The sequence below is a fragment of the Paenibacillus sp. FSL R7-0026 genome (genome assembly GCF_038004485.1).
Lineage (GTDB): Bacteria > Bacillota > Bacilli > Paenibacillales > Paenibacillaceae > Paenibacillus > Paenibacillus xylanexedens_A.
The window spans coordinates 253,378-276,105 of the sequence record NZ_JBBORG010000002.1 but is presented as its reverse complement, the minus strand read 5'-3'; the positions used below and the strand labels follow the sequence as shown (position 1 = coordinate 276,105).

Genomic DNA, 22,728 nt, shown 5'->3' with positions numbered 1-22,728 from the left:
TGGGAGAAATACGTCGATCTGGGTTGGATCTAGTGAGCGAAACGCTCCCTGTTGATGTGAAAGGAAGGGAGGGGACAGGGCATGAGTGCTCCTTCTATTGCAGATGTTGGACTGACGAGTGAGAAAGGGCGGGAATTATTCTCGTATTTGCCAAGGTATTATGAGACTTCGCGCGTTATGCAGGCCGATATGCAGGCCAAAGGCAGTGAAATGGATCTGCTGTACAAGGCGCTGGATGAGACGCTGGAGCAGTTTTTTGTCCGCACGGCGACGTGGGGGCTGGACTTCTGGGAAGAAGAGCTTGGCATTGAGACGGATCGTCTCAAACCTGTGGAACAAAGGCGTGCCGTGGTGGAGTCGAAGCTGCGCGGGGCAGGAAAGTTCTCGGGCAGGCTGGTTACGAATGTGGCTGAGGCTTATGCCGGGGGCAAGGTGGATGTAACTTTTCAACCGGAAGCGTGGAGTTTTACGGTGAGCTTTGTGGATACGATGGGTATTCCACCCAATATCGATGATCTCAAACGTGCAATTGATGAACTGAAACCGGCCCACATGGCCGTGGAGTATGAGTATCGTTATCTGGTCTGGGATGATCTGGACGACAAACAGATGACATGGGACGAACTCGATACCGCGTCCTTGACGTGGAATGAACTGGAGGTGTGGGCGTAATGCCAAAAGAAACCGATCGACTGAAATTACCTCTTCCCTTGGGGAACGAGAATGTGACTCGGGAGAGTATTAATGGAATTTTTGAAAAGATTGATGCAGGTGTGGCGACGCAGGAGGAAGTGGAAGCATTACGCCGAATGATGGGCGAGATGGACATACCGGATGCATCCCTTATGGTAAAAGGTAAGGTGAAATTGTCTAATAAAACAAACGGAACATCCCAAACTGATGCAGCAACTGAAAAGGCAGTAAATGATGCCCTGCAGGAAGCGATTAATGCAGCAGCTACAGATGCAACAACAAAGGCTAATGCGGCGATAGCTTCTGTTGTAGGTGCTGACTCATCTAATACTGTTCAAAATTCAGCAGCAAACATGGGGCTTTATGGATGGTCTGATATCGGTTCTTCCCCTTGGTCAGTAATTCCAACTATAAACTATAAAGGGCTAAAATATTTTGCGGTGAATGGTTCAGTGGCAGCTAATCAGTTTGCAATTCTAGATTCTGCTGTATTCGCGGTAGGCACTGGATTATACAATTTACAAGCGATGTTCTATACAACAGGAATGACTGCAGGCAATTTATTTCTTGAAGTTAAAAATGCTGCTGATGACGTGAATGTTGGATCGCTTTTAGCAAACCTAAATACCGGATGGCATAGGAAATCATCAAATATATCCATCCCAGCGGGAGTGACAAACGTTAAAATTCGTTTAGTGGTATCCACAAGTGGCGCGTTGTTGCCGGGAAGCATAAAAGCTATTACAAGAATTAAGTTTGCACACAGTCAATACGGTTATGACTTGCCTTATACAGCCGAAGCTGACGACCTGGCGCTATTCGAGTACACAAAAAGACAGAATGTTTGGGGGGCGTTGTAATTGGCTTTTATAACTAAGAGGTTGGGTGCTGGTATTATACCATCACCAGGTACCCAAACGGCGTACACTGTCCAATCGAATAGAGTCGCAATCTTAAAATCATTCACTATTTGCAACACATCAAATTCGAGCGTCACGGTCATTATTAGAATAGCCGGAGTTGAAATATTGTATAACTACTTCATCAAACCATACGATACAATCTTAATCCCGGTTATGGATCAATGGTTAGGCCCAACTGAGATGGTAACGATAAATGTGAGTATGGGCAACGCAATTAGTTATTATATTTGTGGAATAGAAGCAACCATTACCGATGTTGATTACGCGAGCGTGAAGCGCATGGGAGCAAACTACATGGATCCCACATCTAAAACACTCGTGACATCATCCACAAAAGATAGAATAATTAAGGGCATGATTTTGTGCAGCACTACCAGCGTGGATCGGGCGGTCACCATCGAATTTGGTACATTCAAAATTTTACAATCACACGTAATAAAATCGTATAACGCTATTCTTGTCCCTTGCATGGACCACATACTCCCGGCAGGAGAGATCATAACGGGTATGGGCAGTGGGGTAAATTATTACATTACAGGTCAGGAGCTGACGTGATATGCCAAAAATTGATAGTTTCACTTTAGATAATTATTCGATTGATGGTCCAAGTTCCGGCGTGGAAACAACTGTTACAACACCATTTTATAATAATAATCCAGCGACATTTAGTAATGGGGCTAATGGTGTAGGATGGACAATGGCAAACTTCCCTGCGGGAACTAGGAATATTAGCCTGATTCCAACTTCCGTTTCTGCTAAAATGACTGTTTCCTTTGCATCAGGTCCAAGCGGAACCCAATTTTTATTAGGCCTACAAGATAGCAATGGGGTTATTTGGCCTTTGCACAGCATGCCCGCGTATGCCTCATATCCTAATGTCAGTTTTATTAGTGTAAGTATAAAAACGGACGAAGTTGCATACGCAACCTACTGTCTAACTTCGACCAATGTAAGCGGTACTATGTCGTGGCAAGTTTCCACTTTTTCCAAACCACCGTCTTTCGATCCGAACGCCGGACAAATGAATTTAGTTTTTTATGTATTTGGTAACACAAGTACAGCGAGCGGAAGCTTGTACATGTCATCATTTAAAGTTACTTCTGCTTAACACGATAAATAGAAAACTCAGTCTTGGGAGAGGATGCGAATCAATTGAATGTATATGTTGACGTAGCACGTCCGATAGTGGATCGTGTTTATTTGTTGTGCCTGGAGTGGTCAGAGGATATATTTTAAAGAGGTGGGGATAAGAAGTTGGAGAACGTGGGGAAATGGACTTTGGCCGTAGGTAGCTGGCTGGTGTCTTATTTATTTGGGGGTTGGTCTGGAATGTTGGGCGTACTACTCGTATTCGTCATCCTTGACTACCTAACCGGCATCGTGGCTGCGGGTATGAGTGGAAAGTTAGAGAGTAATGTTGGCATGTTCGGCATCGCACGAAAGGTATTTATATTTGCTATGGTATCGGTGGCTCATCTGGTGGACGGTGTTCTGGGAGACGGACATTTGTTCAGGGATGCGGTCGCCTTTTTTTATATCGCAAATGAGTTATTGTCCATTATTGAAAATGGGGGCAAGTTGGGCGCTCCAATTCCGCCTGTGATTCGGCAAGCCATTGAAGTGCTTAAAGGAAAAGGGGGATCCGGGGGGATCTCAGGTAACTATACTCCTGATTCCAGAGAATCTTTTGTACAGTCAGATCATGAGGACGTTGATCAACAGATTAGAGATGAAACGAAGTAAAGGCTCAGCATTCATTCAAAATTGTCCTGTGGCAAGATATAGAGCACTACAGAGTCGAAATTCTGCATCATTAGCCTACAAGTAGTGAAAGAGACGGAATCGATTCTGAAGAAGCGGAGCGGTCGCCTTTGTCTCTAAATTTTAACCATTAGAATAATAAATCATAAAAATTTGGAGACAACAGCGATCATAAGAACGATCCGTATCTGGAACGGTCGCGCACCGGCTTGATATTTCTTCCTAAGATGATAGATACTCATTGAACATAGCTATTACCATCAACAAGGGACACGCACACAAGCAGCCCCTGATCCAACCGCATTAACTATATACAAACGGCAATTTGCCGCATAAAGGGTGTGAGAAACATGCAAACGAGAAGTTCGGGCAACACACAGGGCATTGACGTCTCTCGATACCAGGGCAATATTGACTGGGCGAAAGTGAAGGCAAGTGGCATGACATTTGTTTTCATCAAGGCGACTGAGGGGCAGACATATACCGATCCAAATTATCAGAAAAATGTAACAGGCGCACTGGCGGCGGGCATGCTGGTCGGAACGTACCATTTCTTCCGCGCGACATCTACAGATGGTGCCAAAGCAGAAGCGACGCATTATGCTAATACACTTAACAAAGTGGGAGGCGCCAAAGCGTTACAACTGCCACCCGTCATGGACTACGAGAACAACCCTGGCAACCTGAGCAAAGCACAGATGAATACAGTTGCCAAAGCTTTTTTAACCGAATTACAACGTCTGACAGGTGTGAAACCGATCATATACACGGGCAATTCATTTGCCGGGAATTTTGATACATCACTCAGCTCATACGATCTGTGGATCGCACGTTACAGCAACACCCGTGTACCGGAAGACCAGCCGGCATGGAAGCGTTGGACGTTCTGGCAGTATACGGATTCAGGCAAGGTGAATGGCATTAGTGGCAACGTGGATATGAATGAATTCGAGGGAACAGCGGCACAACTCAGAGCAAGGTACGCAGCTGCCACTCCGAAACCACCGGAGCCATCCAATCCAACGAATCCAAGTAATCCGAATCCGCCAACCGAACCACCGAAAGGGGGCGAACCGATGACAGCCGAAGAGAAAGCAGCGTTTGATGCGCTCAAATCCCAGGTTGATAAACTGCAGGCGCGTCAGCAAATGGAAGTTCCAGTATGGGCAAAAGCTGCTGTGGATGCAGCGCTGGCATATGACACCAAAAATCCATTGTTCAGCATCGATAATGGGGCGAGTTATGATTTTTACCGTTTTATTACCGTGATGCATCGCAGAGGTTTGTTTAAAAAGTGAGCTGATTCTTAGCAAATTAAAATGTTGATCTTATCTGAAGAGGGATGAAATGGAGAAGGGACACAAGACGCTTTTTGTCGAACTGTGTTCCTTTTTTGTGTTTTGTGTAAGTAATATTGACGCATATAATAAAGTTGAAGACTTATGTCTGTAAATCTCTTGTCTAATTGATTAATGTGATGTAAAGTAAGTTACACGAAATTGTTTTTCACTACGGTTTATTTACACAATCCTCCTCATCATGACAAAACCATAACATAAGAAGTTATTGTAATGTCTCCCTGTTGTACTATCCAACATCTCAAGATGACTCGTTCATACGTTATACACATCCAATCTGCAAGAGAAAACCACCGGTTAAAAAAACTTACACGATCTAAACAACCTAGCCTATGTTGAGTTTCTTTCGTCGTATTGCAAACGATACCTAGTCCAGCTCCCACACTGCATACTCAAGACGACCCGCGACCCGCTCAAGGAACAGACTTTATTGGTACCCAGCAGCGTAGTATTCATATGCCCATCTGTTATTTCTAATCTACTGACTTGAACTTGCTCTTACCAGTCCATAACCGTTCACTGTTGCTTATTGACCTTAGTTCAAATAAATCGCAACAATCTCATTCAATTTCATAGATTCATCTCACAAGATCCGTTGTTGAACCTTTTTCATTTTCTATAAAAGTAATCAAACGACGTCCTCAATCCATGTGCACGATCTGAAATTTACCTGTATTCCATACGTGTCCCATGCTATTTTTATATTTCATCCATGCCGTACTTTTCCCAGAACATTAATCCAGGTATCGCAGGCATCTAAAGCCTTTTATATGATACATAGCACCAAACCGATTGCCAACATTGGAGATCTTTCATGCCAGCATCACACACATTATGAGACAGGGAAGGGTGTTGTACGTATGCGAATGAGAAAAAAATGGATGTCCGGTGTTCTAACGATGGCCTTAAGTACCGTATTGGTGTTGTCCGGTTGCTCCAGTAACGAGAGTGGAGAGAATACGCCTGCTCCGGCGGAAGGAACCGACCCTCCAACCGAAACGGTAGCACAGGATACGATGATTATGGGCCGTGGTGGGGATTCCGTAGCACTCGACCCGGCGATTGTAACCGATGGGGAGTCACTGAAGATTGGGCATCAGGTGTTTGATTCATTGCTGGACTACAAGGAAGGCGGAACAGAGGTCATTCCTGGGCTAGCGGAGAGCTGGGAGATTTCGGCGGATGGACTCAAGTATGTGTTTAAGCTGAAGTCCGGTGTGAAATTTCATGATGGAACTGATTTTAATGCCGAGGCTGTTGTGTTCAACTTCAACCGCTGGGGCGATCCGGCGAGTGAATATAAATTTGAAGGAGATTCCTTCGATTATTACGATTCCATGTTTGGTCCAGAGGATGGACGTGTGATCAAGGAAGTGACGGCAACTGACGAGACGACGGTGGAGTTCACATTGAACCAACCACAAGCGCCTTTCCTGCAAAATATTGCGATGACGCCATTTGGCATTGCCAGTCCAACCGCGATTCAGGAGAAAAAAGAAAATTTCAAGAGCGAGCCTGTGGGCACCGGCCCATTTGTATTCAAAGAGTGGAAGCGTAACGACTCCATCACCCTGGAGAAAAACGCGGACTACTGGAAAGAAGGACTGCCGAAGCTGAACAAAGTGATCGTGCGATCCATTCCGGATAATACCGCTCGCTTCAATGCACTGCAAAACGGCGAGATTGATGTTATGGAAGACCTGAACCCGGACGATCTGTCCATTCTTGAAGGCAACAGCGAGTTGCAGAAGATCGAGCGTCCACCGTTCAACGTGGCCTATATCGGCTTTAACTTCAAGAAGAAACCATTTGATAATGTCAAAGTCAGACAAGCCCTCAACCATGCGGTGAACAAGCAGGCCCTGATTGATGCATTCTTTGCTGGACAAGCTGAGCCTGCTGTCAACCCTATGCCGCCAACGCTGTGGGGATACAACGATACCATTGAGGATTACCCATATGATCTGGAAAAAGCAAAAGCTCTACTGGCCGAAGCAGGCTTCCCTGACGGGTTGCCTGATCCGTTAACCTTCTATGCGATGCCGGTATCCCGCCCGTATATGCCTGATGGCAAGAAGGTAGCGGAAGCGATCCAAGCTGATTTTGAGAAAATCGGAGTGAACGTCACCATCGAATCACCGGAGTGGGCAACGTATCTCGAAGATACAAAGGCCGGGGAGAAGGACGACATTTACATGCTCGGCTGGACAGGTGACAATGGTGACCCGGATAACTTCCTGTATACACTGCTGGATAAAGATGCCATTCCAAGCAACAACCGCAGTTATTATGTAAACGAAGAATTACACACATTGCTGACGGGTGCACAGAAAGAAACCGATCAGGATAAGCGTGCTGAACTGTACAAACAAGCGCAGGAGATGATCAAGGAAGACGCACCATGGATTCCTCTGGTACACACGACGCCAATTCTGGCGGGTAAAGCCAACCTGAAAGGTTTCGTCCCTTCTCCACTGGGCACCGAATCCTATGCCGGTGCTTATTTCGAGTAAGCTGTAAGCTGAACTTATCGATCTCAGGATAACTGTGATCTGAAGATGGCACTACAGTTCGGAGTGATTACGTTTTAATTCTTTCTTACAAAGCGCTGGTTAGACGAAATGCTTGGCAGAACCCACATCCGGACGTAACTATCCAAAGCATGCGTTTCTGCCGGCGCTTTTTATTTTTGCACGATATGTCGAAGGCAGGTGAACAGGAATGAACAGCTATATTGTCAAACGTGTGCTTGTGTTGCTGCCTGTGCTGCTGGGCATGACCCTGATTGTCTTTTCCATCATCCACGCCATTCCGGGTGACCCGGCCGAGACCATACTTGGGCAAAAGGCAACCGAACAATCCAAGCAGGCCCTTCGTGACCAGCTCGGTCTGGATAAACCCTGGTTCCAGCAGTATTTCGCCTACTTGGGCGATTTGCTCAAAGGAGACCTGGGAACATCCATCCGCACCAAGGTGCCTATTGCCCAGGAAATTGTGCCTTATCTGACAGCAACCCTTGAATTAACGATGGCGAGTATGTTGTTTGCTGTCATTATTGGGGTGAATGCCGGGATTGTGAGTGCATGGAAGCACAACTCTTGGTTTGATTATTGCTGTATGGTCATTGCTTTGGTGGGTGTATCGATGCCGATCTTCTGGCTCGGTCTGATGGAACAATGGCTGTTTGCGAACAAGTTACAGTGGTTGCCATCCATTGGACGCATGAATGCGCGTGATCCGGTGGAAGCCATTACGGGCTTGTATGTGCTGGATACGATGATTGCTGGACAATGGAATCAGTTGTGGACTGTAACGAAACATTTGATTCTGCCAAGTGTTGCACTGGGAACGATTCCAATGGCTGTTATTGCCCGGATGACTCGTTCCAGCATGCTGGAAGTGATGAGTTCCGATTACATTCGTACTGCAAAGGCGAAGGGACTGGGTCCGTTTTTTGTTATATATGGACATGCACTCAAAAATGCGTTTATTCCCGTGCTCACGGTTATCGGTATCCAGACCGGATCGTTGCTTGGGGGTGCGGTGTTGACCGAAACGATCTTTGCTTGGCCGGGCGTGGGACGTTATATATATGAAGCGATTAGTTCTCGGGACTATCCGGTGATCCAGAGTGGCATTCTGATCGTGGCGTTCTTTTTCGTGGTGATCAATCTAATTGTGGACTTACTCTACGCCGTGTTTGATCCGCGGATTAGTTATAAATAGGGACTCCCTTAATAAGGTGGATCAATAAAATCTGGGGATAACAGCGATCGGAAGAGGGTACTGCAATCGTAGTGCTTGAGTGTAATAGAATTCGTTGATCTTTTGCTATATTCATGTTCAAGAAAGGAGACGCCACATGGCCAAATTATCGACCAATACCGGACCATCCATTGACGCTGCGTCGGCGAGCACATCCGGTCCATGGCGGGAAGCGTGGAGAACGTTTCGGAAAAATCGGCTTGCGCTTGCAGGTCTGATTATTATCGTATTTTTTATCCTGTTGGCCTTCCTCGCGCCATACATTGCACCCTATGATTACAAGGAACAGGTTCTGGTGGATCGGCTTCAGGCCCCTTCGGCAGAGCATTGGTTTGGTACCGATGATCTGGGGCGTGATGTGTTTTCCAGAGTGCTGCATGGGGCGCGTATTTCCTTGTGGGTGGGCTTTTTCTCCGTCATTGGATCTATTATCGCGGGCACGTTGCTTGGTTTAATTGCAGGATTTTATGGAAAATGGGCGGACATGCTCATCTCGCGATTATTTGATATTTTGCTCGCATTTCCCGGGATTTTGCTGGCCATCGCCATTGTGGCGATATTGGGCCCGTCGTTGCAAAATGCACTGCTCGCCATCGCCATCGTGAACATCCCGACCTACGGAAGATTGGTGCGTTCACGGGTACTCAGCTTGAGACAGGAGGAATTCATTACGTCGGCACGGACACTTGGAGCGGGTAATGGGCGAATCTTGTTTCGCCACATCTTGCCCAACAGCCTTACTCCACTGATCGTGCAAGGTACATTGGGAATTGGAACGGCAATCATAGAGGCTGCTGCGCTCGGATTTCTAGGCATGGGCGCGCAACCACCCGATCCCGAATGGGGTAAAATGCTGTCAGACTCCCGTCAGTTTATACAAAAAGCACCGTGGACACTGATCTTCCCCGGTGTTTCCATCATGTTGACCGTTCTCGGCTTCAACCTAATGGGCGACGGCCTGCGCGACACCCTTGATCCGAAAATGGCCAAAAAGTAGAATTCACAAAAACAAACCGTAACGCTAAATTCTGCTTAAACTTAAAATCAGACCCAGACCCAGACCCAGACCCAGACCCAGACCCAGACCCAGACCCAGACCCAGACCCAGACCCAGACCCAGACCCAGACCCAGACCCAGACCCAGACCCAGACCCAGACCCAGACCCAGACCCAGACCCAGACCCAGACCCAGACCCAGACCCAGACCCAGACCCAGACCCAGACCCAGACCCAGACCCAGACCCAGACCCAGACCCAGACCCAGACCCAGACCCAGACCCAGACCCAGACCCAGACCCAGACCCAGACCCAGACCCAGACCCAGACCCAGACCCAAACCCAAACCCAAACCCAAACCGAAACCGAAACCGAAACCGAAACCGAAACCGAAACCGAAACCGAAACCGAAACCGTAACTTGTAACTTGTAACCCAAGCTCGAACTCAAACTGCAACTTTGATTGAAACCCTAGCTCTGCAACCATAACTTTTTCTGTAACGCAGCATGCGTGCCAAAGGCAACGTTAACAGAAACCGTAAGCACTAATTTTTATCACAATCCTATCTGAAGCTGTAACGCTAACCTCTGCTCCAACTCTAACGAACCAGAGAGACCGTATTTTACGATTTCCAGCCAATTTCCCAGTCTAACGAACCTCACACACTCTATTTTGCGAAAACCTGCCGAAAGTCTCGAAAGGTTGACTAAAGTCGAGAAGTAGCGTGTCTACGATTCGTTAAATTATGAAGTCATCCCAAAAAGGCCAATTAACGCCTCTGAGATTCGTTAGCGCGTGACTGTCATGCTGCTCAAGACATTCAAGCAACCACAATACCAAGATACCAACATACCAAAGTACCAAAGTACCAAAGTACCCATATAACCTACATCAGTCTCAACACAGTAAGCCCGAGGATACTCCAAGGTACATTAGATGGATATATTTTAACGCTATCTACTACAGTAACAGACACATCACAATCTTTGACCATGCCGGTTCGAACTTTGGTTCGAGGCGGCTTTTGTTTTACCCGCGGGATTACGGTAAAATAATTGGTGATGTGCAAAAGTTAAAGAGTTATTCGATCTTTTAGTTAAAATAACCGCCTACGTATTGACACCCAATTTTCCCATATGTTATATAAAAGGAAGGGTTTAGCACTCCGATCATTAGAGTGCTAACAGATGATGTTTTTACTATAGGCTTACATATGGAATGATTCTGTTTTTGAAAATAGATATTGAACCTGAGTAGAACATGCGAAGCCAAGGTGAGCAACAGGCTTGAAGCTGCATCCCATGTCTAGGAGATATCACTTCATTGATATTCTCTATCCTAAAAATCAGTCGCTGATCAGATGCAAAAGTAGTGCAGGGGACGAAATCGATTTGCAGGAAGCAAAGCGTTCGCCTTTATCACCGGATTTCTCCCTATTAAAAAAGGGAATCAAAGAAATCTGGGGATAACAGCGATCCGAAAAACGATTCGTAACCGGAACGGCTACATTGCAGAACGTCGTGCACTTATTTTTACAATGAGCCAGTTAGAAGTGAAGCACAATATCTGTGGACTAGAGCGATCAAAGGTTTTTGAGTCTACTAATGGCCGCAGGATTATCTCAGTTACTTTCTATTTTCAATCAACTCATTCGATATCCCAATTTGAAAGGAGTCCAACCACTCATGGCTAAAAAAGAATTCCAGGCAGAATCCAAACGTTTGCTGGATATGATGATCAACTCCATTTACACCCAAAGAGAAATCTTTTTGAGAGAATTGATCTCCAACTCCAGTGACGCCATTGATAAAATTTATTACAGAGCACTTACTGACGATTCGCTCGTTTTCAACAAAGAGGACTACTTCATCAAGCTCACGATTGACAAAGAAAACCGCACGCTCACCCTGACAGATACCGGAATCGGGATGACGCAGGAAGAGCTGGAGAACAACTTGGGGGTTATCGCGAAGAGTGGTTCCCTGGCGTTCAAGAAAGAAAATGAAGCAAAAGACGGCCACAACATCATCGGACAATTCGGGGTTGGTTTCTACTCGGCATTTATGGTGGCGGACAAGCTGACCGTAACGAGTAAAACGCTGGGCAGCGACGAGGCTTGGAAATGGGAGTCCGAAGGCGCGGATGGTTACACAATCACACCAGCAGAGAAAGATTCCGTAGGTACGGAAATCATTCTGACGATCAAAGAAAATACCGAAGAAGATTCGTATGACGAATTTTTGGAAGAGTACCGCCTGAGATCCATCATCAAGAAATACTCCGACTTCATTCGCTACCCGATCAAGATGGATGTAACGGGTCAACGTCCAAAAGAGGGCACGGAGAACGAATTCGAGGAATTCCAAGAAGAACAAACCGTGAACAGCATGGTGCCGATCTGGCGTAAAAATAAAAGCGAACTGACCGAAGAAGACTACAATAACTTCTATATGGAAAAACGCTACGGTTTTGACAAACCGCTCAAACACCTGCACATCAGCGCAGATGGCGCAGTGGTATACAATGCGATCCTGTTTATTCCGGAGAACACACCGTTTGACTACTATACCAAAGAGTATGAAAAAGGCCTCGAGCTTTACTCCAACGGTGTATTGATCATGGATAAATGTGGGGATCTGTTGCCAGATTACTTTGGATTTGTTAAAGGTATGGTGGATTCGGAAGACCTGTCCCTGAACATTTCGCGTGAGATGTTGCAACATGACCGTCAGCTTAGCCTGATCGCGAAGAACATTAAGAACAAAATCAAGAGCCAACTGCAAAGCCTGCTGAAGGACGAGCGTGAGAACTATGAGAAGTTCTATCAAGCGTTTGGCCGTCAATTGAAATATGGCGTATACAGCGACTATGGTGTGAACAAGGATACATTGCAGGATCTGCTGTTGTTCACGTCTTCCAAAGAGAGCAAACTCGTGAGCCTGGACGAATACGTCTCCAGAATGCCGGAAGATCAGAAGTACATCTACTATGCATCTGGTGAGTCCATTAGCCGTATTGAGAAGCTGCCACAGATCGAGGGTGTTCTTGAGAAAGGGTACGAAGTATTGTACTTTACTGATGACATCGACGAGTTTGCAATCAAGATGATCACGAACTACAAGGAGAAAGAATTCAAATCCATCTCCAGTGGTGACCTGGGCATCGAAGATAGCGCGGACAAAGAAGAAACGGACGCTCAGGACAACGACAACAAAGAGTTGTTTGAAGCGATGCAAGCTCAATTGGCGGGTAAAGTCAAAGCCGTTAAAGCTTCCAAACGCCTCAGAAGCCACCCGGTATGTTTGTCCACCGAAGGTGAGCTGACGATTGAAATGGAGAAAATCCTGAAAGCTATGCCGAACAGCGAAAACGTACAAGCCGACAAAGTGCTGGAAATCAACGTAAATCACGATGTCTTCAAATCGTTGAAAGATGCTTTCGCGCAAGATCAGGAAAAGCTGAACCTCTACACTAGCCTCTTGTACCACCAGGCTTTGCTGATCGAGGGATTGCCAATTCAAGATCCAGTAGAGTTCACCAACGATATCTGTAAGGTTATGGTGTAAACTTACGCAATATCGCAGTGATGTAATAACGGTGCACTGAATCAAAAGCGATGGAACGTTCCATGCAGTTTCCGGGTGACAGGCTCAGAGCTTATACAGCCTGAAACTACAAAATACCTTTTAATTCACCATCTCCACCCCGACAGGGCGTTTCAGTCCTGTCGGTTTTTTTGTTTTTACCCACAACGGGTAGGAGCGGGGGAGGCAGACCATCATTGCAGCGATGGATGAAAATCGTAATGAAATTCTTTAGCTTTTCAAAGTTTTGAAGAATTCCCCCTTATAGGGAATGTGGTGTCATTTAGATTTGGTGTGAAAACAGCAAAAAGTAGTGAAGGGGACGGAATCGATTCTGAAGAAGCGAAGCGTTCGCCTTTGTCTCCGGGTTTTTCCCTTTGTAAAGGGAATTCAGAAAACCTGGAGACAACAGCGATCATAAGAACGATCCGTAACCGGAACGGCCACACAAACTGTATAAGGCACTTTTTTTCATCATAAGTCACGATAGTGTGAGTTCAATATGAATCATTGTCATTTAGATGCACGGATGATAGTCTGGCAGGGTATAATAAGAGAAGATGACTGTTCATTACAAGTTGATGTAAGAAGAGATGACAATCGCAGACAGGTTTTACTTTTCGAAACCACAGATGTTGTGTATAATCACTCAAAATAGAGACAGTCGGCTAGGAGTGATCCCCATGCAATGGAACGATCTGAGAGAACATAGACAATATCCTGAATTAACCAAATTGGATGGATCTCGTGCAGCGTATGAACGGGACTATTCGAGACTCATTCATTCACCGACCTTCCGTCGGTTACAGGGCAAATCGCAGGTGTTTGGCGCAGGAACGGGTGATTATTATCGTACTCGCTTGACCCATTCCCTGGAGGTGGCACAGATTGCCCGAGAGGCTGCCCGAAGTTTGATTCGCCGTTTTCCTGAGGTGGACTGGGACCGCGCGGACAACCCCGGCCTTATTATTGATTCAGAAGTGGTGGAGTGCGCTGCAATCGCACATGACTTCGGTCACCCACCGTTTGGACATAAAGGTGAAGAAGTATTGGATGGCATTCTGGATGACCTCATTAACACCGAGGCTAAGAAAATCATGAAGAAAAGCCGCAGCGCCAAAGTTCCCAAGGTCGAGTCTGAAGTACGTGCCGAGTTAAAACGGAAATACGAGCATTTTGAAGGCAATGCGCACAATTTCCGTCTCATTATGCACTTGGAGAAACGTGAAGATATCGACGGACTGAATCTGTCTGATGCGGTATTACTAGGGATAAACAAGTATCCATACCCTGGGACAGAGAGTAAAAAAGGCATGTATCATCATGAGTGGCAATATATTCGGGAGATCCGTGATCGCTGGAACGTACCAGCAGGCAAGAAGACGCTGGAAGCACAGCTGATGGACCTTTGCGACGATATTGCGTACTCCTCACATGACCTGGAGGATGGCATCAAAGCAGGAAAAATTGAAGTACATGAGCATTTCCTGCAAGATCCGCATGTGAATCGACTGATTGTGGATAAGATTACAACGCTGGAGGATCTGTTCTGGAACGGATGGACCCGAGAATCGATTGGGCAAAAGGTAGAAGAGGTACTCGCTTCGTTCCTGCGCATCTGGAATGAGAAGATGCCGTTCTGCGAGCATGATTACTCGCGTACCCGCCGTGAGGTGAAAGCCTACTGGGTGAGCTTTTTTGTAGGCAGTCTGGGCGTTATTGACGACGGTGACTGGAAGAAGGTAACCTTTGTCCGTGAAGGGGCTGAAGACCTCGATATGCTGCGTACGGTGAGTGTGCTCAAGAGTTTTGCCTGGGTGACCATGATTCGTGACCTGCGTGTGCAGCGGCTACAGAAGCGCAGTGAGTGGATGATTAAGCGATTATGGGATGCATTCCTCGATCCCGAAACGTCCAAATCCATTATTCCATCCGACTGGCTGCAGCGGTATGAGAAGGATCAAGCCAAAGCTCAGCCGATTTGGACCTGGGAACACATGGTGATTGATTATATCGCAGGAATGACGGATGCATTTGCCGAGAAAATATATAATGAACTCTACGGTCTGAAGGTGGGTTCGATCTACGATTTGGATTAAAATTAACCGATATAAAGGGAGATGAGACGCGTGGCTAAGCGAATGAGTGAGACGTTCAGTCTGGGCGTACTTGACCTTGTTCCAAGGTTGAACGATGCCACAGCGGAACAGGCGCTTCAACAATCGGTGACACTTGCGCAACATGCCGAGGCTTGGGGATACGCCCGATACTGGACGTCAGAGCATCATGATATGGCTGAACTGGCATCGGCCTCTCCCGAAGTACTGTTATCGCACATCGGAGCAAGGACAACAACGATCCAACTTGGCTCTGGTGCGGTCTTGCTGCCACACTATAGCCCGCTCAAGGTTGCGGAGTCGTTCCGCCTGCTGGCTGCGCTCTATCCGGGGCGCATTGAGCTTGGGCTCGGACGTGCTCCTGGCGGTGGACCTCATGCCACGATGGCACTCAGTGGCAATTACTTGCAGCATGTGTCCAAGCTGCCTGAATCACTCGCAGCACTCACAGAACTACTAGAAGACCGCTACCTGTACGAGGATCATCCCGTGACAGCTCGTCCGATTCCCAAGCTTCCGTTATCACTCTGGATGTTGGGAACTAACGTGAAGAGTGCAGAATTTGCGGCACGGTTTGGCATGGGATATGTCTTTGGTCAATTCATGAGTGATGCCGATGGTACAGAGGCTGTAAGGCGATACCGAGAAGGATTTATTCCTAGTGCAACGATGAAGGAGCCTGAGGTTATGGTGGCAGTCAGCGTATTGTGTGCCAAGTCAGAGACGGATGCTTTAGACTGGAGTCGTGACATGGCGGAGAGGCGCAAGCTGGATGGAAAAGAACGTTCAACCGAGTCGAATTCAAGTGGTATCGCGGTCTCTAACACGAATGATGAAGCCGTTAGTGATCAAAATGAATCGGTGCGGCATTATGCAGGTACAGCTGAGCAGGTATGGGCGCGATTGCAACAGGTGAGTCGCAGGCTGGATACGGAGAGGTTGCTTCTGGTTACGGCAGGACCAGATTATGAGCGCAGGTTGGATTCATATCGATTGCTGGCTGAGCATAAGACGGCAATACTGAACTAGGCTGATCATTTTATGATGTTAGCCGTTGAAATCCGAACAAACCGAAGAGCTGCAGATCGGGATTTTACCGTATGCTGCAGCTCTTCGGTTTGGACTTTGTCAAGATTCAACAATCTTTTACAAAACCAAGCATCTTAATGACAAAATAATGTTATAATACTTTACGTCTATTTTCCTATCGATATAATATAGAGAAGTTCTTTTGACAAGAGGTCAAAAGAAGGGGAAAACAATGACATAAGCACCTGAATTCGGGATGACCGAAGAGGTCAAGGGGGAAATCATATGTTCAGCAGATTCAAGATCAAGAGTATCGGTCTGCGTATCAGCATCGCGTTCTACTTGTTAATCCTCTGTTTAATTATTTTGAGTGTCACAATTGTCACCCGGATGAATTCAATTGAAACCAACACTAATGAAATTACGAACAATTGGATGCCATCAATCCAGCAAATTAACCGGTTAAACTATACCACAGAACATGTTCTGTCACTAAGTTATCGTCACTTTGACGCGGATGAAACAGACAAGGCATTTTTGTCAGAAGAGCGTACCAAGTATATTCGTGAAACGACGCAGGCGATTAAAATCTATGATCAGCAGGAGAAGTCTGCGGAAGAGCTCGAACACTGGAATGCGTTCAAGAACAAATGGGAAGCGTATCTCAAGATTAATACGCAATCAATTAAGCTGAGTGATGAGGGTCAGACACAGCTGGCGAAGGAAGTAGCTGATAAAGGTGCTGATTCCTTCGACACCATGCAAGTCGATCTTGATTATCTCGTGGAATACAATCAGGAACAGTCCAATCTTGCGGCGGCCCAAACGATCAGATCGGTACAGGATGGTAGATTAATCATCATTATCGGTGTTCTTGTCATGATTGCCATTACAGCGATCAGCATTCCGATTATTCGTTCACAGGTCGTGAAACCACTGCTACGTGTCATTAGTGCGGTGAAACTGATTGCAGAAGGACAATTGAATGTTCAGGACATACATACCAAACATGAGGATGAAGTTGGTGTTCTGGCCAAAGCGGTGAATGACATGAAAGGTAACCTGACTTCCATGGTTCTGAGCGTCAGACGAATTGCGGAAGCTGTTAATCTACAAAGTGGGGAACTGGCAATATCCTCAGAAGAGGTTAAGATTGGTAGTCGCCAGATTGCTGTGACCATGGAAGAGTCAGCCAAGGCCGCAGAGAGCCAGGCAGAGACAGCCGTGGAATCAGCCCGTACGGTTGAAGCTTTGAATGATCACATTCAGAATCATACGGAACAAGGCAGCCAGTTGCGCGTCATGTCGGATCTTGTACTGGAGCAGGGGTTGAATGGTCGCAAGGTGATGGAACAATCCGTGCAGCAGATGCAACAGATTTCCGGTTCGGTCTCTGCTTCCATGAACAAGATGGAACGATTGAATCGTAAAAATGAAGATATTTCCAAGCTGGTTCAGGTCATTCATGACATTGCACGCCAAACCAATCTGCTGGCATTAAATGCCTCCATTGAGGCAGCGCGTGCGGGAGAGAGTGGACGCGGATTCGCCGTAGTGGCATCAGAAGTGAGGAAGTTATCTGAGGCTGTGCAGACTTCGGTTGAAGAGATCACGGCGATTACCGAGGATATTCAACAGGAGTCACAAGGGGTGGTTGCGGAATTACGTACGAACGTTCAGGAGACCGAACTGGGTCAGGAACATGTGCTTACTTCAGGTCAACTCTTCCGTACAATTAATGAATCGGTGGAAGGCATGGTTGGTGTCATCGGCACGATGACAGATGGTCTCGCAGGCATGCAGGAAGCAAGCGGACGAATGAATGATTTCAGTCAGCAGATTTCCGCTGTTTCGGAACAATCGGCAGCGAGTGTGGAAGAAGTTTCTGCATCGGCGGAAGAGCAAGTAAGTTCCATGGAAACGATTAGCGGCAACATTCAAAGTCTGAAAGAATTATCGGAAGATTTGCTTACATCCATTGAAAAATTAAAAATATAACCTTCTTCTTATAATAGAAGAAGCTGGAATCACGCAGGCGGCTAATGGTGAGAAATCAGTATGATATATGAGCTGTTGGCCTATAACGTATACTGGCAAGAACGATTAGATTTCCAATGTTATAATCTCAAAATAAAGTAAGGCGTTCCTCAACAATGGGAACACCTTATTTTTTTCTTTCCAAATAGATACGTGCAAGGAAATGGATAGTTGTCTAGGAGCCTAACATTGTATACAATGACTACCTGAAAGCAAACGTATGAGTCGTATTTGATATGTCTTCAATGAGCTTACTATTTATATAGAAGAAACATGATTAATGAAGGAAGGAGAGGGGAATTTTGCCTGATGAAACATTTGGTATTTACGCTACTTCTGGGAAATACCTCTACACCTTTGCTTGCCACGAGAACGAGCGCGAATTATGCATGCTGGAGCTGAGTACACTGCTTGAACCGAGTTTGGAGATCCGTATGGATATGGGGTCGTATGTGTGGTCTGACCGATGTATTCCACCTGGACGCAGTCCTTTTATCCATGGGAGACTGGACGTGATCGGCGAAGGGAGCAGCATGACTGATCTGCTTCCTTTTGCCAGAGATATTCATTTGTTGCCAGAAGAGACATTTAAGGTGGTTTGTCTGAAAGAAGGGGATCATACACCTGATTATGAACAGTCTCGCCAACTGGAAAAAGAAGTTGGCATGTGCATTAAAGGCAAGGCACAGATGAAACGACCTAAGGTGACTTTCGGCCTAATCCAAACAGGAGAAAAATGGATCTTGGGCCAGTGGACAGAAGCGGATCGATCATGGCAGATTCATCGGCAGAAGCCGCAAAATTACTCAACTGGATTTGGCATCACGCTTGCCAGAGCACTGGTGAATATTGCCGTTCCGAGAGTGGAAAACCATCGGTTGCTTGATCCGTGCTGCGGTATGGGAACGGTTGTGATTGAGGCTTTATCCATGGGAATTGATGCAAAAGGTAACGATCTCAATCCACTGGCTGTCCGAGGTGCACGTATCAATCTGCCGCATTATGGATATGATTCGGATCGAATCACACTGGGGGATATGAATGAACTGCAAGATTTGTATGATGCAGCAATTCTGGACATGCCCTATAACCTCTGCTCTGTACTTCCGGATGCTGAGCAACGAGCCATGCTGGAGAGTTTGCGCAAATTGGCAAAACGGGCAGTGATTGTTTCCACAGAGTGGGTAGAAGAGCACTTGTTGGAAGCGGGATGGACTGTAAAAGAGTACCGAACAGTACACAAAGGCACGTTTAAACGTCATATTTGGCTGTGTATGTAAGCGTAAAAAACAAAAAAAATCTACCTCTAGGGAAATTTCCAGAGGTAGATTTTTTTATTGCTTGCAATATCCATTGAACTAACCGTTTACACAAGAACGTAGAGGACAGAAATAACCTGAAGAAGTGGAGCTAAAAGCTTTCTGTAAGAAAGCTGCATCGGAAGCATACTCTTCGCCTTTATTCACAGATTTTCACCTTATAAAAGTGAATTGAAAAAAACTGGGAATAACAGTGATCGGAAGGTTGTTCTGTCATCGAAGTTGCAAGTGTAAGTATTCTTTAGTTCCATTGATATCGTGATGTTGATTTGCACAATATTGCATGGGAACGGGTGTTTGTGTTAATATTTATGACTATAATCCACAAGGTTCAACGGCAGGGTATCGCCAGCGACGTAAGCTTCCAGATTTTTGATGAAAATATCGACTGCTCGATCCGCGTATTGCTCTGTACTTCCGGCGATATGAGGCGTAATTAACACGTTATCCATGCCCCATAGCGGGTGGTCTGCCGGAAGAGGTTCTTCTTCGAACACGTCCAGTGCGGCGAAGGCAACTTTGCCGTTTTGGAGTGCATTCAGCAACGCTTCCGTTTTCACACTGGGGCCACGGCCCACATTGACGAAGCAGGCACCGGATCGGAACTGCTCAAATGCAGTTTGATCATATATATGTTTGGTTTCATCGGTTAGCGGTAAAATGTTAATTACATAATCGCCCTGGCTCAAGGCTTCATGTAAACCGGTCATGTCGTACATTTGGTCCACATTGGGGACATCCTTACCTGAGCGGCGAACTCCGATCGTACGCATGCCGAGGGCTTTGAGAATACGGGCTGTTTCCGTGCCAATCTCACCTACACCAACGATGACCGCTGCTTTGCCATGCAGTTCCGGCAGTGGTTTGGCAGGAGCTTTCCATTCGGCCTGCTGTTGATGCAGCATAGCTTGTCTCAGCCAGCGACTGTGGGATAACATCATGCCCAGAATAATTTCGGTGATTGGAATCGCGTGAACTCCATTTGCACTGGTGACCTGAACGTTCTTTTGTTGCAAATCTGCGAAGGGGAGATTGTCCACACCAGCAGACCAGACCTGAACCCACTTCAACAGGCCGTCCTGTTTCAATGCATGTTCTGTGACGAGTGGGGACCAGCCGAGAATAATCTCAGCTTCTTTCAACTCAGCGGGGTCCAATTCCTTGGCTTTTCCGAATTTCAGGGTGTATCCCGGTGCAGCTTTCTGAATGCGTTGTTGCTGTTCTTCGGATAGAGATGGAAAACATACAATTTTACCCATAATGTGTGGTCCTCCTGAGATAAATAGTTTGATGAGTTTGATGATTAAAGTGTATCAGATTTGGTGTTGGATGTGCATTAAGGTGGGAAATGCAGGAATCTAGCCTTATTTGCAAATGGTTATATTTGTGTCACTCTATACTTAACCAACTTGAAACGATATGTATAGTTATGAAATAATAGAGCGAACTTTAGAGAGGTGTATGCAATGAATAACCAATCACATCAGGATCATTCATCCCGACGGGAAAGATTGTTTGTAGCAATTCGTCTTCCTGTTGCTGTTCAGCAGTCTCTTCAGATGGATTCGAGGCTTGTACAGAACAAGCTAGATTTTCGTAAATGGACAGATCATAGAGATTATCATATTACCTTGCAATTTCTGGGGGATACATTAGTTAGTGACATCGGGCACCTGCGAAAAGCATTGCGCTCAGCAACAAGCGGATTACAGCCGTTTGAACTTCAGCTTTCCGACTGGGGCACATTTGGACTTGAAGAAGCACCTAAGGTGCTTTGGAAAGGTGTTAGCGGAGAGATAGAGCACTTGTTTTCATTGCAAAAACAAATCGTGCAGGCAACTTCGCCCCTGGGGTATGAAGCTGAATTAAGACCTTATGCTCCCCACATTACCATTGCCAGAAAATATCTGGGACAGCTTCCAGGTAATGAAAATAAAGGGATATCTGGAGTGCTTCCGGAACATTCCACAGGTGTTAATTCATGGATGGTGGAGGACATTGTACTTTATGTGACAAGGCTGGGACAATCGCCAATGTATGAGGTCGTGGATACGTTCACTTTTTCCTGATAATCATTTTTATGCCATAAAATCACATTGACATAACGTTTATCCCTATGTAATATTAGCCATCGTTATTCAAATTCTTTTTTTTGGGTTACTTAGTTAAGGGAATTGTTTCGACAGGAGGAATCTTCGAATGAACATTATAAGCAAAAATCGTTGGGTAGCACCGATGTTATCAGTGCTGCTTGTATGTATAGTGGGGGTAAATGTCGTTCAGGCGACGGGGAAGTGGAATGAAGCTAGTGATAGTAAACAGATGACCGAACTTGCGGCTTCTGGGCAAAATAACCAAACATCTACGCAAGAAGAGAGGCGCATGATGGAAGATGGGACAAGTCTGTCCTCTAATCTGTCTGCCCAAACCGTAGCGTGGACTGAATCTCTGCCAGCGAAGAACTGGTTGACGACTGCTCAAGAAGAGCAGGAATTGCAAGAAGCCAAGGCCAAGAACAAAGCTAGAGCGGTAGCTGCGGCCAAAGCCAAAAAAGAAGCTGCACTGAAATTGGCCAAAGTGAAACGTGCCAAAGAAGTTGCTGCTGTAACAACTCCCCCCCAAAAACTATACTTTACACGGACCAAACTTCTGAACCAGGAAGACTCGAAACTTGCAACCTGGTCATACAGTGTGTCCGATAAAGAACTGCATCTGCTGCAAAAAATCGTCATGGCAGAAGCGGAAGGTGAACCGTACGAAGGCAAAGTGGCAGTTGCCAATGTTGTCTTAAACCGGCTGCGGTCAGCCAATTTTCCCGATACCATTTACAAGGTCATCCATCAAAAATCCCAGTTTAGTCCTGTAGCGAACGGACGTATGAAACGTGTGGTTCCCAACGAGGACAGCATCAAAGCAGTGAATGCTGCGTTGAACGGGAAGAAGGAAGTTGCCGATGATACGTATTATTTCTTATCATTGACGCTTGCTGACGATCTGACAGTTGCCCGCTCGCAGAAAAAAGTAAAAACGATCGGTCATCATACTTTTTACAAGTAATCGACCCGTAAATTCTGCAAACAGGCAGGGTAGTTAACTGTGTGTGCTTCACACGGCCCTTGAAAAAGCCTGAATCGTAGTTTTATTT

The 22,728-nt window shown here is 46.1% G+C and carries 18 protein-coding genes; 16 read left to right on the top strand and 2 right to left on the bottom strand.

From position 1 onward, the window contains the following. Window positions 1–81 precede the first annotated feature (81 nt). The 9 genes from MKY44_RS30185 to nikC all read left to right on the top strand — a co-directional run bounded on the left by MKY44_RS30185 (window position 82) and on the right by nikC (window position 9,497). Window positions 82–672, top strand: coding sequence for a YmfQ family protein (locus tag MKY44_RS30185; RefSeq protein WP_341010198.1), 591 nt, complete (start codon window positions 82–84; stop codon window positions 670–672). Further along, a complete protein-coding gene (locus MKY44_RS30180) occupies window positions 672–1,553 on the top strand; it encodes a tail fiber protein (RefSeq protein WP_341010196.1) in 882 nt (293 codons plus the stop codon). Before MKY44_RS30185 ends, MKY44_RS30180 begins: the two co-directional genes overlap by 1 nt. Continuing rightward, on the top strand, window positions 1,554–2,171 hold the full coding sequence (locus MKY44_RS30175) for a hypothetical protein (RefSeq protein WP_341010194.1): 618 nt from the start codon (window positions 1,554–1,556) through the stop codon (window positions 2,169–2,171). A gap of 1 nt (window position 2,172) precedes the next feature. Then, window positions 2,173–2,724 carry a hypothetical protein gene (locus MKY44_RS30170; protein WP_341010193.1) on the top strand — a complete coding sequence of 184 codons (552 nt, stop codon included), beginning with the start codon at window positions 2,173–2,175 and terminating at the stop codon, window positions 2,722–2,724. A gap of 146 nt (window positions 2,725–2,870) precedes the next feature. Continuing rightward, entirely contained in the window at window positions 2,871–3,359 is a 489-nt protein-coding gene (locus MKY44_RS30165) for a phage holin family protein (RefSeq protein WP_341010192.1), read from the top strand. Between the two features lie 368 nt (window positions 3,360–3,727). Continuing rightward, entirely contained in the window at window positions 3,728–4,675 is a 948-nt protein-coding gene (locus tag MKY44_RS30160; protein WP_341010191.1) for a glycoside hydrolase family 25 protein, read from the top strand. Window positions 4,676–5,601: 926 nt separating this feature from the next. After that, complete coding sequence (locus tag MKY44_RS30155) at window positions 5,602–7,248, top strand: ABC transporter substrate-binding protein (protein ID WP_341010313.1); 1,647 nt, start codon at window positions 5,602–5,604, stop codon at window positions 7,246–7,248. Between the two features lie 208 nt (window positions 7,249–7,456). Then, window positions 7,457–8,461, top strand: coding sequence for an ABC transporter permease (locus MKY44_RS30150; RefSeq protein ID WP_341010190.1), 1,005 nt, complete (start codon window positions 7,457–7,459; stop codon window positions 8,459–8,461). Window positions 8,462–8,597: 136 nt separating this feature from the next. Beyond that, on the top strand, window positions 8,598–9,497 hold the full coding sequence (gene nikC, locus MKY44_RS30145; RefSeq protein WP_124117053.1) for a nickel transporter permease: 900 nt from the start codon (window positions 8,598–8,600) through the stop codon (window positions 9,495–9,497). Between the two features lie 24 nt (window positions 9,498–9,521). Here nikC and MKY44_RS30140 read toward each other — a convergent pair whose 3' ends face one another. Then, the gene (locus MKY44_RS30140; protein WP_341010188.1) at window positions 9,522–9,953 is read right to left on the bottom strand and encodes a hypothetical protein; all 432 of its coding nucleotides are present in this window, start codon (window positions 9,951–9,953) and stop codon (window positions 9,522–9,524) included. 1,229 nt (window positions 9,954–11,182) lie between these two features. Here MKY44_RS30140 and htpG point away from each other — a divergent pair. The 5 genes from htpG (at window position 11,183) to MKY44_RS30115 (ending at window position 19,544) form a co-directional block, all read left to right on the top strand. Beyond that, window positions 11,183–13,063: a molecular chaperone HtpG gene (htpG, locus tag MKY44_RS30135; protein WP_341010186.1), complete on the top strand. Its 1,881-nt coding sequence runs from the start codon at window positions 11,183–11,185 to the stop codon at window positions 13,061–13,063. Between the two features lie 701 nt (window positions 13,064–13,764). After that, window positions 13,765–15,180 carry a deoxyguanosinetriphosphate triphosphohydrolase family protein gene (locus tag MKY44_RS30130; RefSeq protein ID WP_074093901.1) on the top strand — a complete coding sequence of 472 codons (1,416 nt, stop codon included), beginning with the start codon at window positions 13,765–13,767 and terminating at the stop codon, window positions 15,178–15,180. Window positions 15,181–15,201: 21 nt separating this feature from the next. Further along, window positions 15,202–16,227, top strand: a complete 1,026-nt coding sequence (locus MKY44_RS30125; protein ID WP_436263228.1) for an MsnO8 family LLM class oxidoreductase — start codon at window positions 15,202–15,204, stop codon at window positions 16,225–16,227. 285 nt (window positions 16,228–16,512) lie between these two features. Next, window positions 16,513–18,225 (top strand): methyl-accepting chemotaxis protein, encoded by a 1,713-nt coding sequence (locus MKY44_RS30120; protein WP_253506252.1) that lies wholly within the window; start codon window positions 16,513–16,515, stop codon window positions 18,223–18,225. A 341-nt stretch (window positions 18,226–18,566) separates the two neighbouring features. Further along, entirely contained in the window at window positions 18,567–19,544 is a 978-nt protein-coding gene (locus MKY44_RS30115; protein ID WP_341010184.1) for a TRM11 family SAM-dependent methyltransferase, read from the top strand. A gap of 341 nt (window positions 19,545–19,885) precedes the next feature. Here the strand turns inward: MKY44_RS30115 and MKY44_RS30110 are convergent, their stop codons facing one another. Continuing rightward, complete coding sequence (locus tag MKY44_RS30110) at window positions 19,886–20,842, bottom strand: D-2-hydroxyacid dehydrogenase (RefSeq protein WP_341010181.1); 957 nt, start codon at window positions 20,840–20,842, stop codon at window positions 19,886–19,888. Between the two features lie 207 nt (window positions 20,843–21,049). Here MKY44_RS30110 and thpR point away from each other — a divergent pair, with 207 nt between their 5' ends. Both thpR and MKY44_RS30100 read left to right on the top strand, forming a co-directional pair. Beyond that, a complete protein-coding gene (gene thpR, locus MKY44_RS30105; RefSeq protein WP_341010179.1) occupies window positions 21,050–21,652 on the top strand; it encodes an RNA 2',3'-cyclic phosphodiesterase in 603 nt (200 codons plus the stop codon). Window positions 21,653–21,782: 130 nt separating this feature from the next. Then, window positions 21,783–22,640 (top strand): cell wall hydrolase, encoded by an 858-nt coding sequence (locus tag MKY44_RS30100; protein ID WP_047841962.1) that lies wholly within the window; start codon window positions 21,783–21,785, stop codon window positions 22,638–22,640. Window positions 22,641–22,728: the final 88 nt, after the last annotated feature.

Excerpts from the sequence above, each read along its gene's own strand:
- MKY44_RS30185 (WP_341010198.1), top strand. The coding sequence starts at position 82 with ATGAGTGCTCCTTCTATTGCAGATGTTGGACTGACGAGTGAGAAAGGG.
- MKY44_RS30180 (WP_341010196.1), top strand. The coding sequence starts at position 672 with ATGCCAAAAGAAACCGATCGACTGAAATTACCTCTTCCCTTGGGGAAC.
- MKY44_RS30170 (WP_341010193.1), top strand. The coding sequence starts at position 2,173 with ATGCCAAAAATTGATAGTTTCACTTTAGATAATTATTCGATTGATGGT.
- MKY44_RS30160 (WP_341010191.1), top strand. The coding sequence starts at position 3,728 with ATGCAAACGAGAAGTTCGGGCAACACACAGGGCATTGACGTCTCTCGA.
- MKY44_RS30155 (WP_341010313.1), top strand. The coding sequence starts at position 5,602 with ATGAGAAAAAAATGGATGTCCGGTGTTCTAACGATGGCCTTAAGTACC.
- MKY44_RS30150 (WP_341010190.1), top strand. The coding sequence starts at position 7,457 with ATGAACAGCTATATTGTCAAACGTGTGCTTGTGTTGCTGCCTGTGCTG.
- nikC (WP_124117053.1), top strand. The coding sequence starts at position 8,598 with ATGGCCAAATTATCGACCAATACCGGACCATCCATTGACGCTGCGTCG.
- htpG (WP_341010186.1), top strand. The coding sequence starts at position 11,183 with ATGGCTAAAAAAGAATTCCAGGCAGAATCCAAACGTTTGCTGGATATG.
- MKY44_RS30130 (WP_074093901.1), top strand. The coding sequence starts at position 13,765 with ATGCAATGGAACGATCTGAGAGAACATAGACAATATCCTGAATTAACC.
- MKY44_RS30125 (WP_436263228.1), top strand. The coding sequence starts at position 15,202 with ATGAGACGCGTGGCTAAGCGAATGAGTGAGACGTTCAGTCTGGGCGTA.
- MKY44_RS30120 (WP_253506252.1), top strand. The coding sequence starts at position 16,513 with ATGTTCAGCAGATTCAAGATCAAGAGTATCGGTCTGCGTATCAGCATC.
- MKY44_RS30110 (WP_341010181.1), bottom strand. The coding sequence starts at position 20,842 with ATGGGTAAAATTGTATGTTTTCCATCTCTATCCGAAGAACAGCAACAA.
- thpR (WP_341010179.1), top strand. The coding sequence starts at position 21,050 with ATGAATAACCAATCACATCAGGATCATTCATCCCGACGGGAAAGATTG.
- MKY44_RS30100 (WP_047841962.1), top strand. The coding sequence starts at position 21,783 with ATGAACATTATAAGCAAAAATCGTTGGGTAGCACCGATGTTATCAGTG.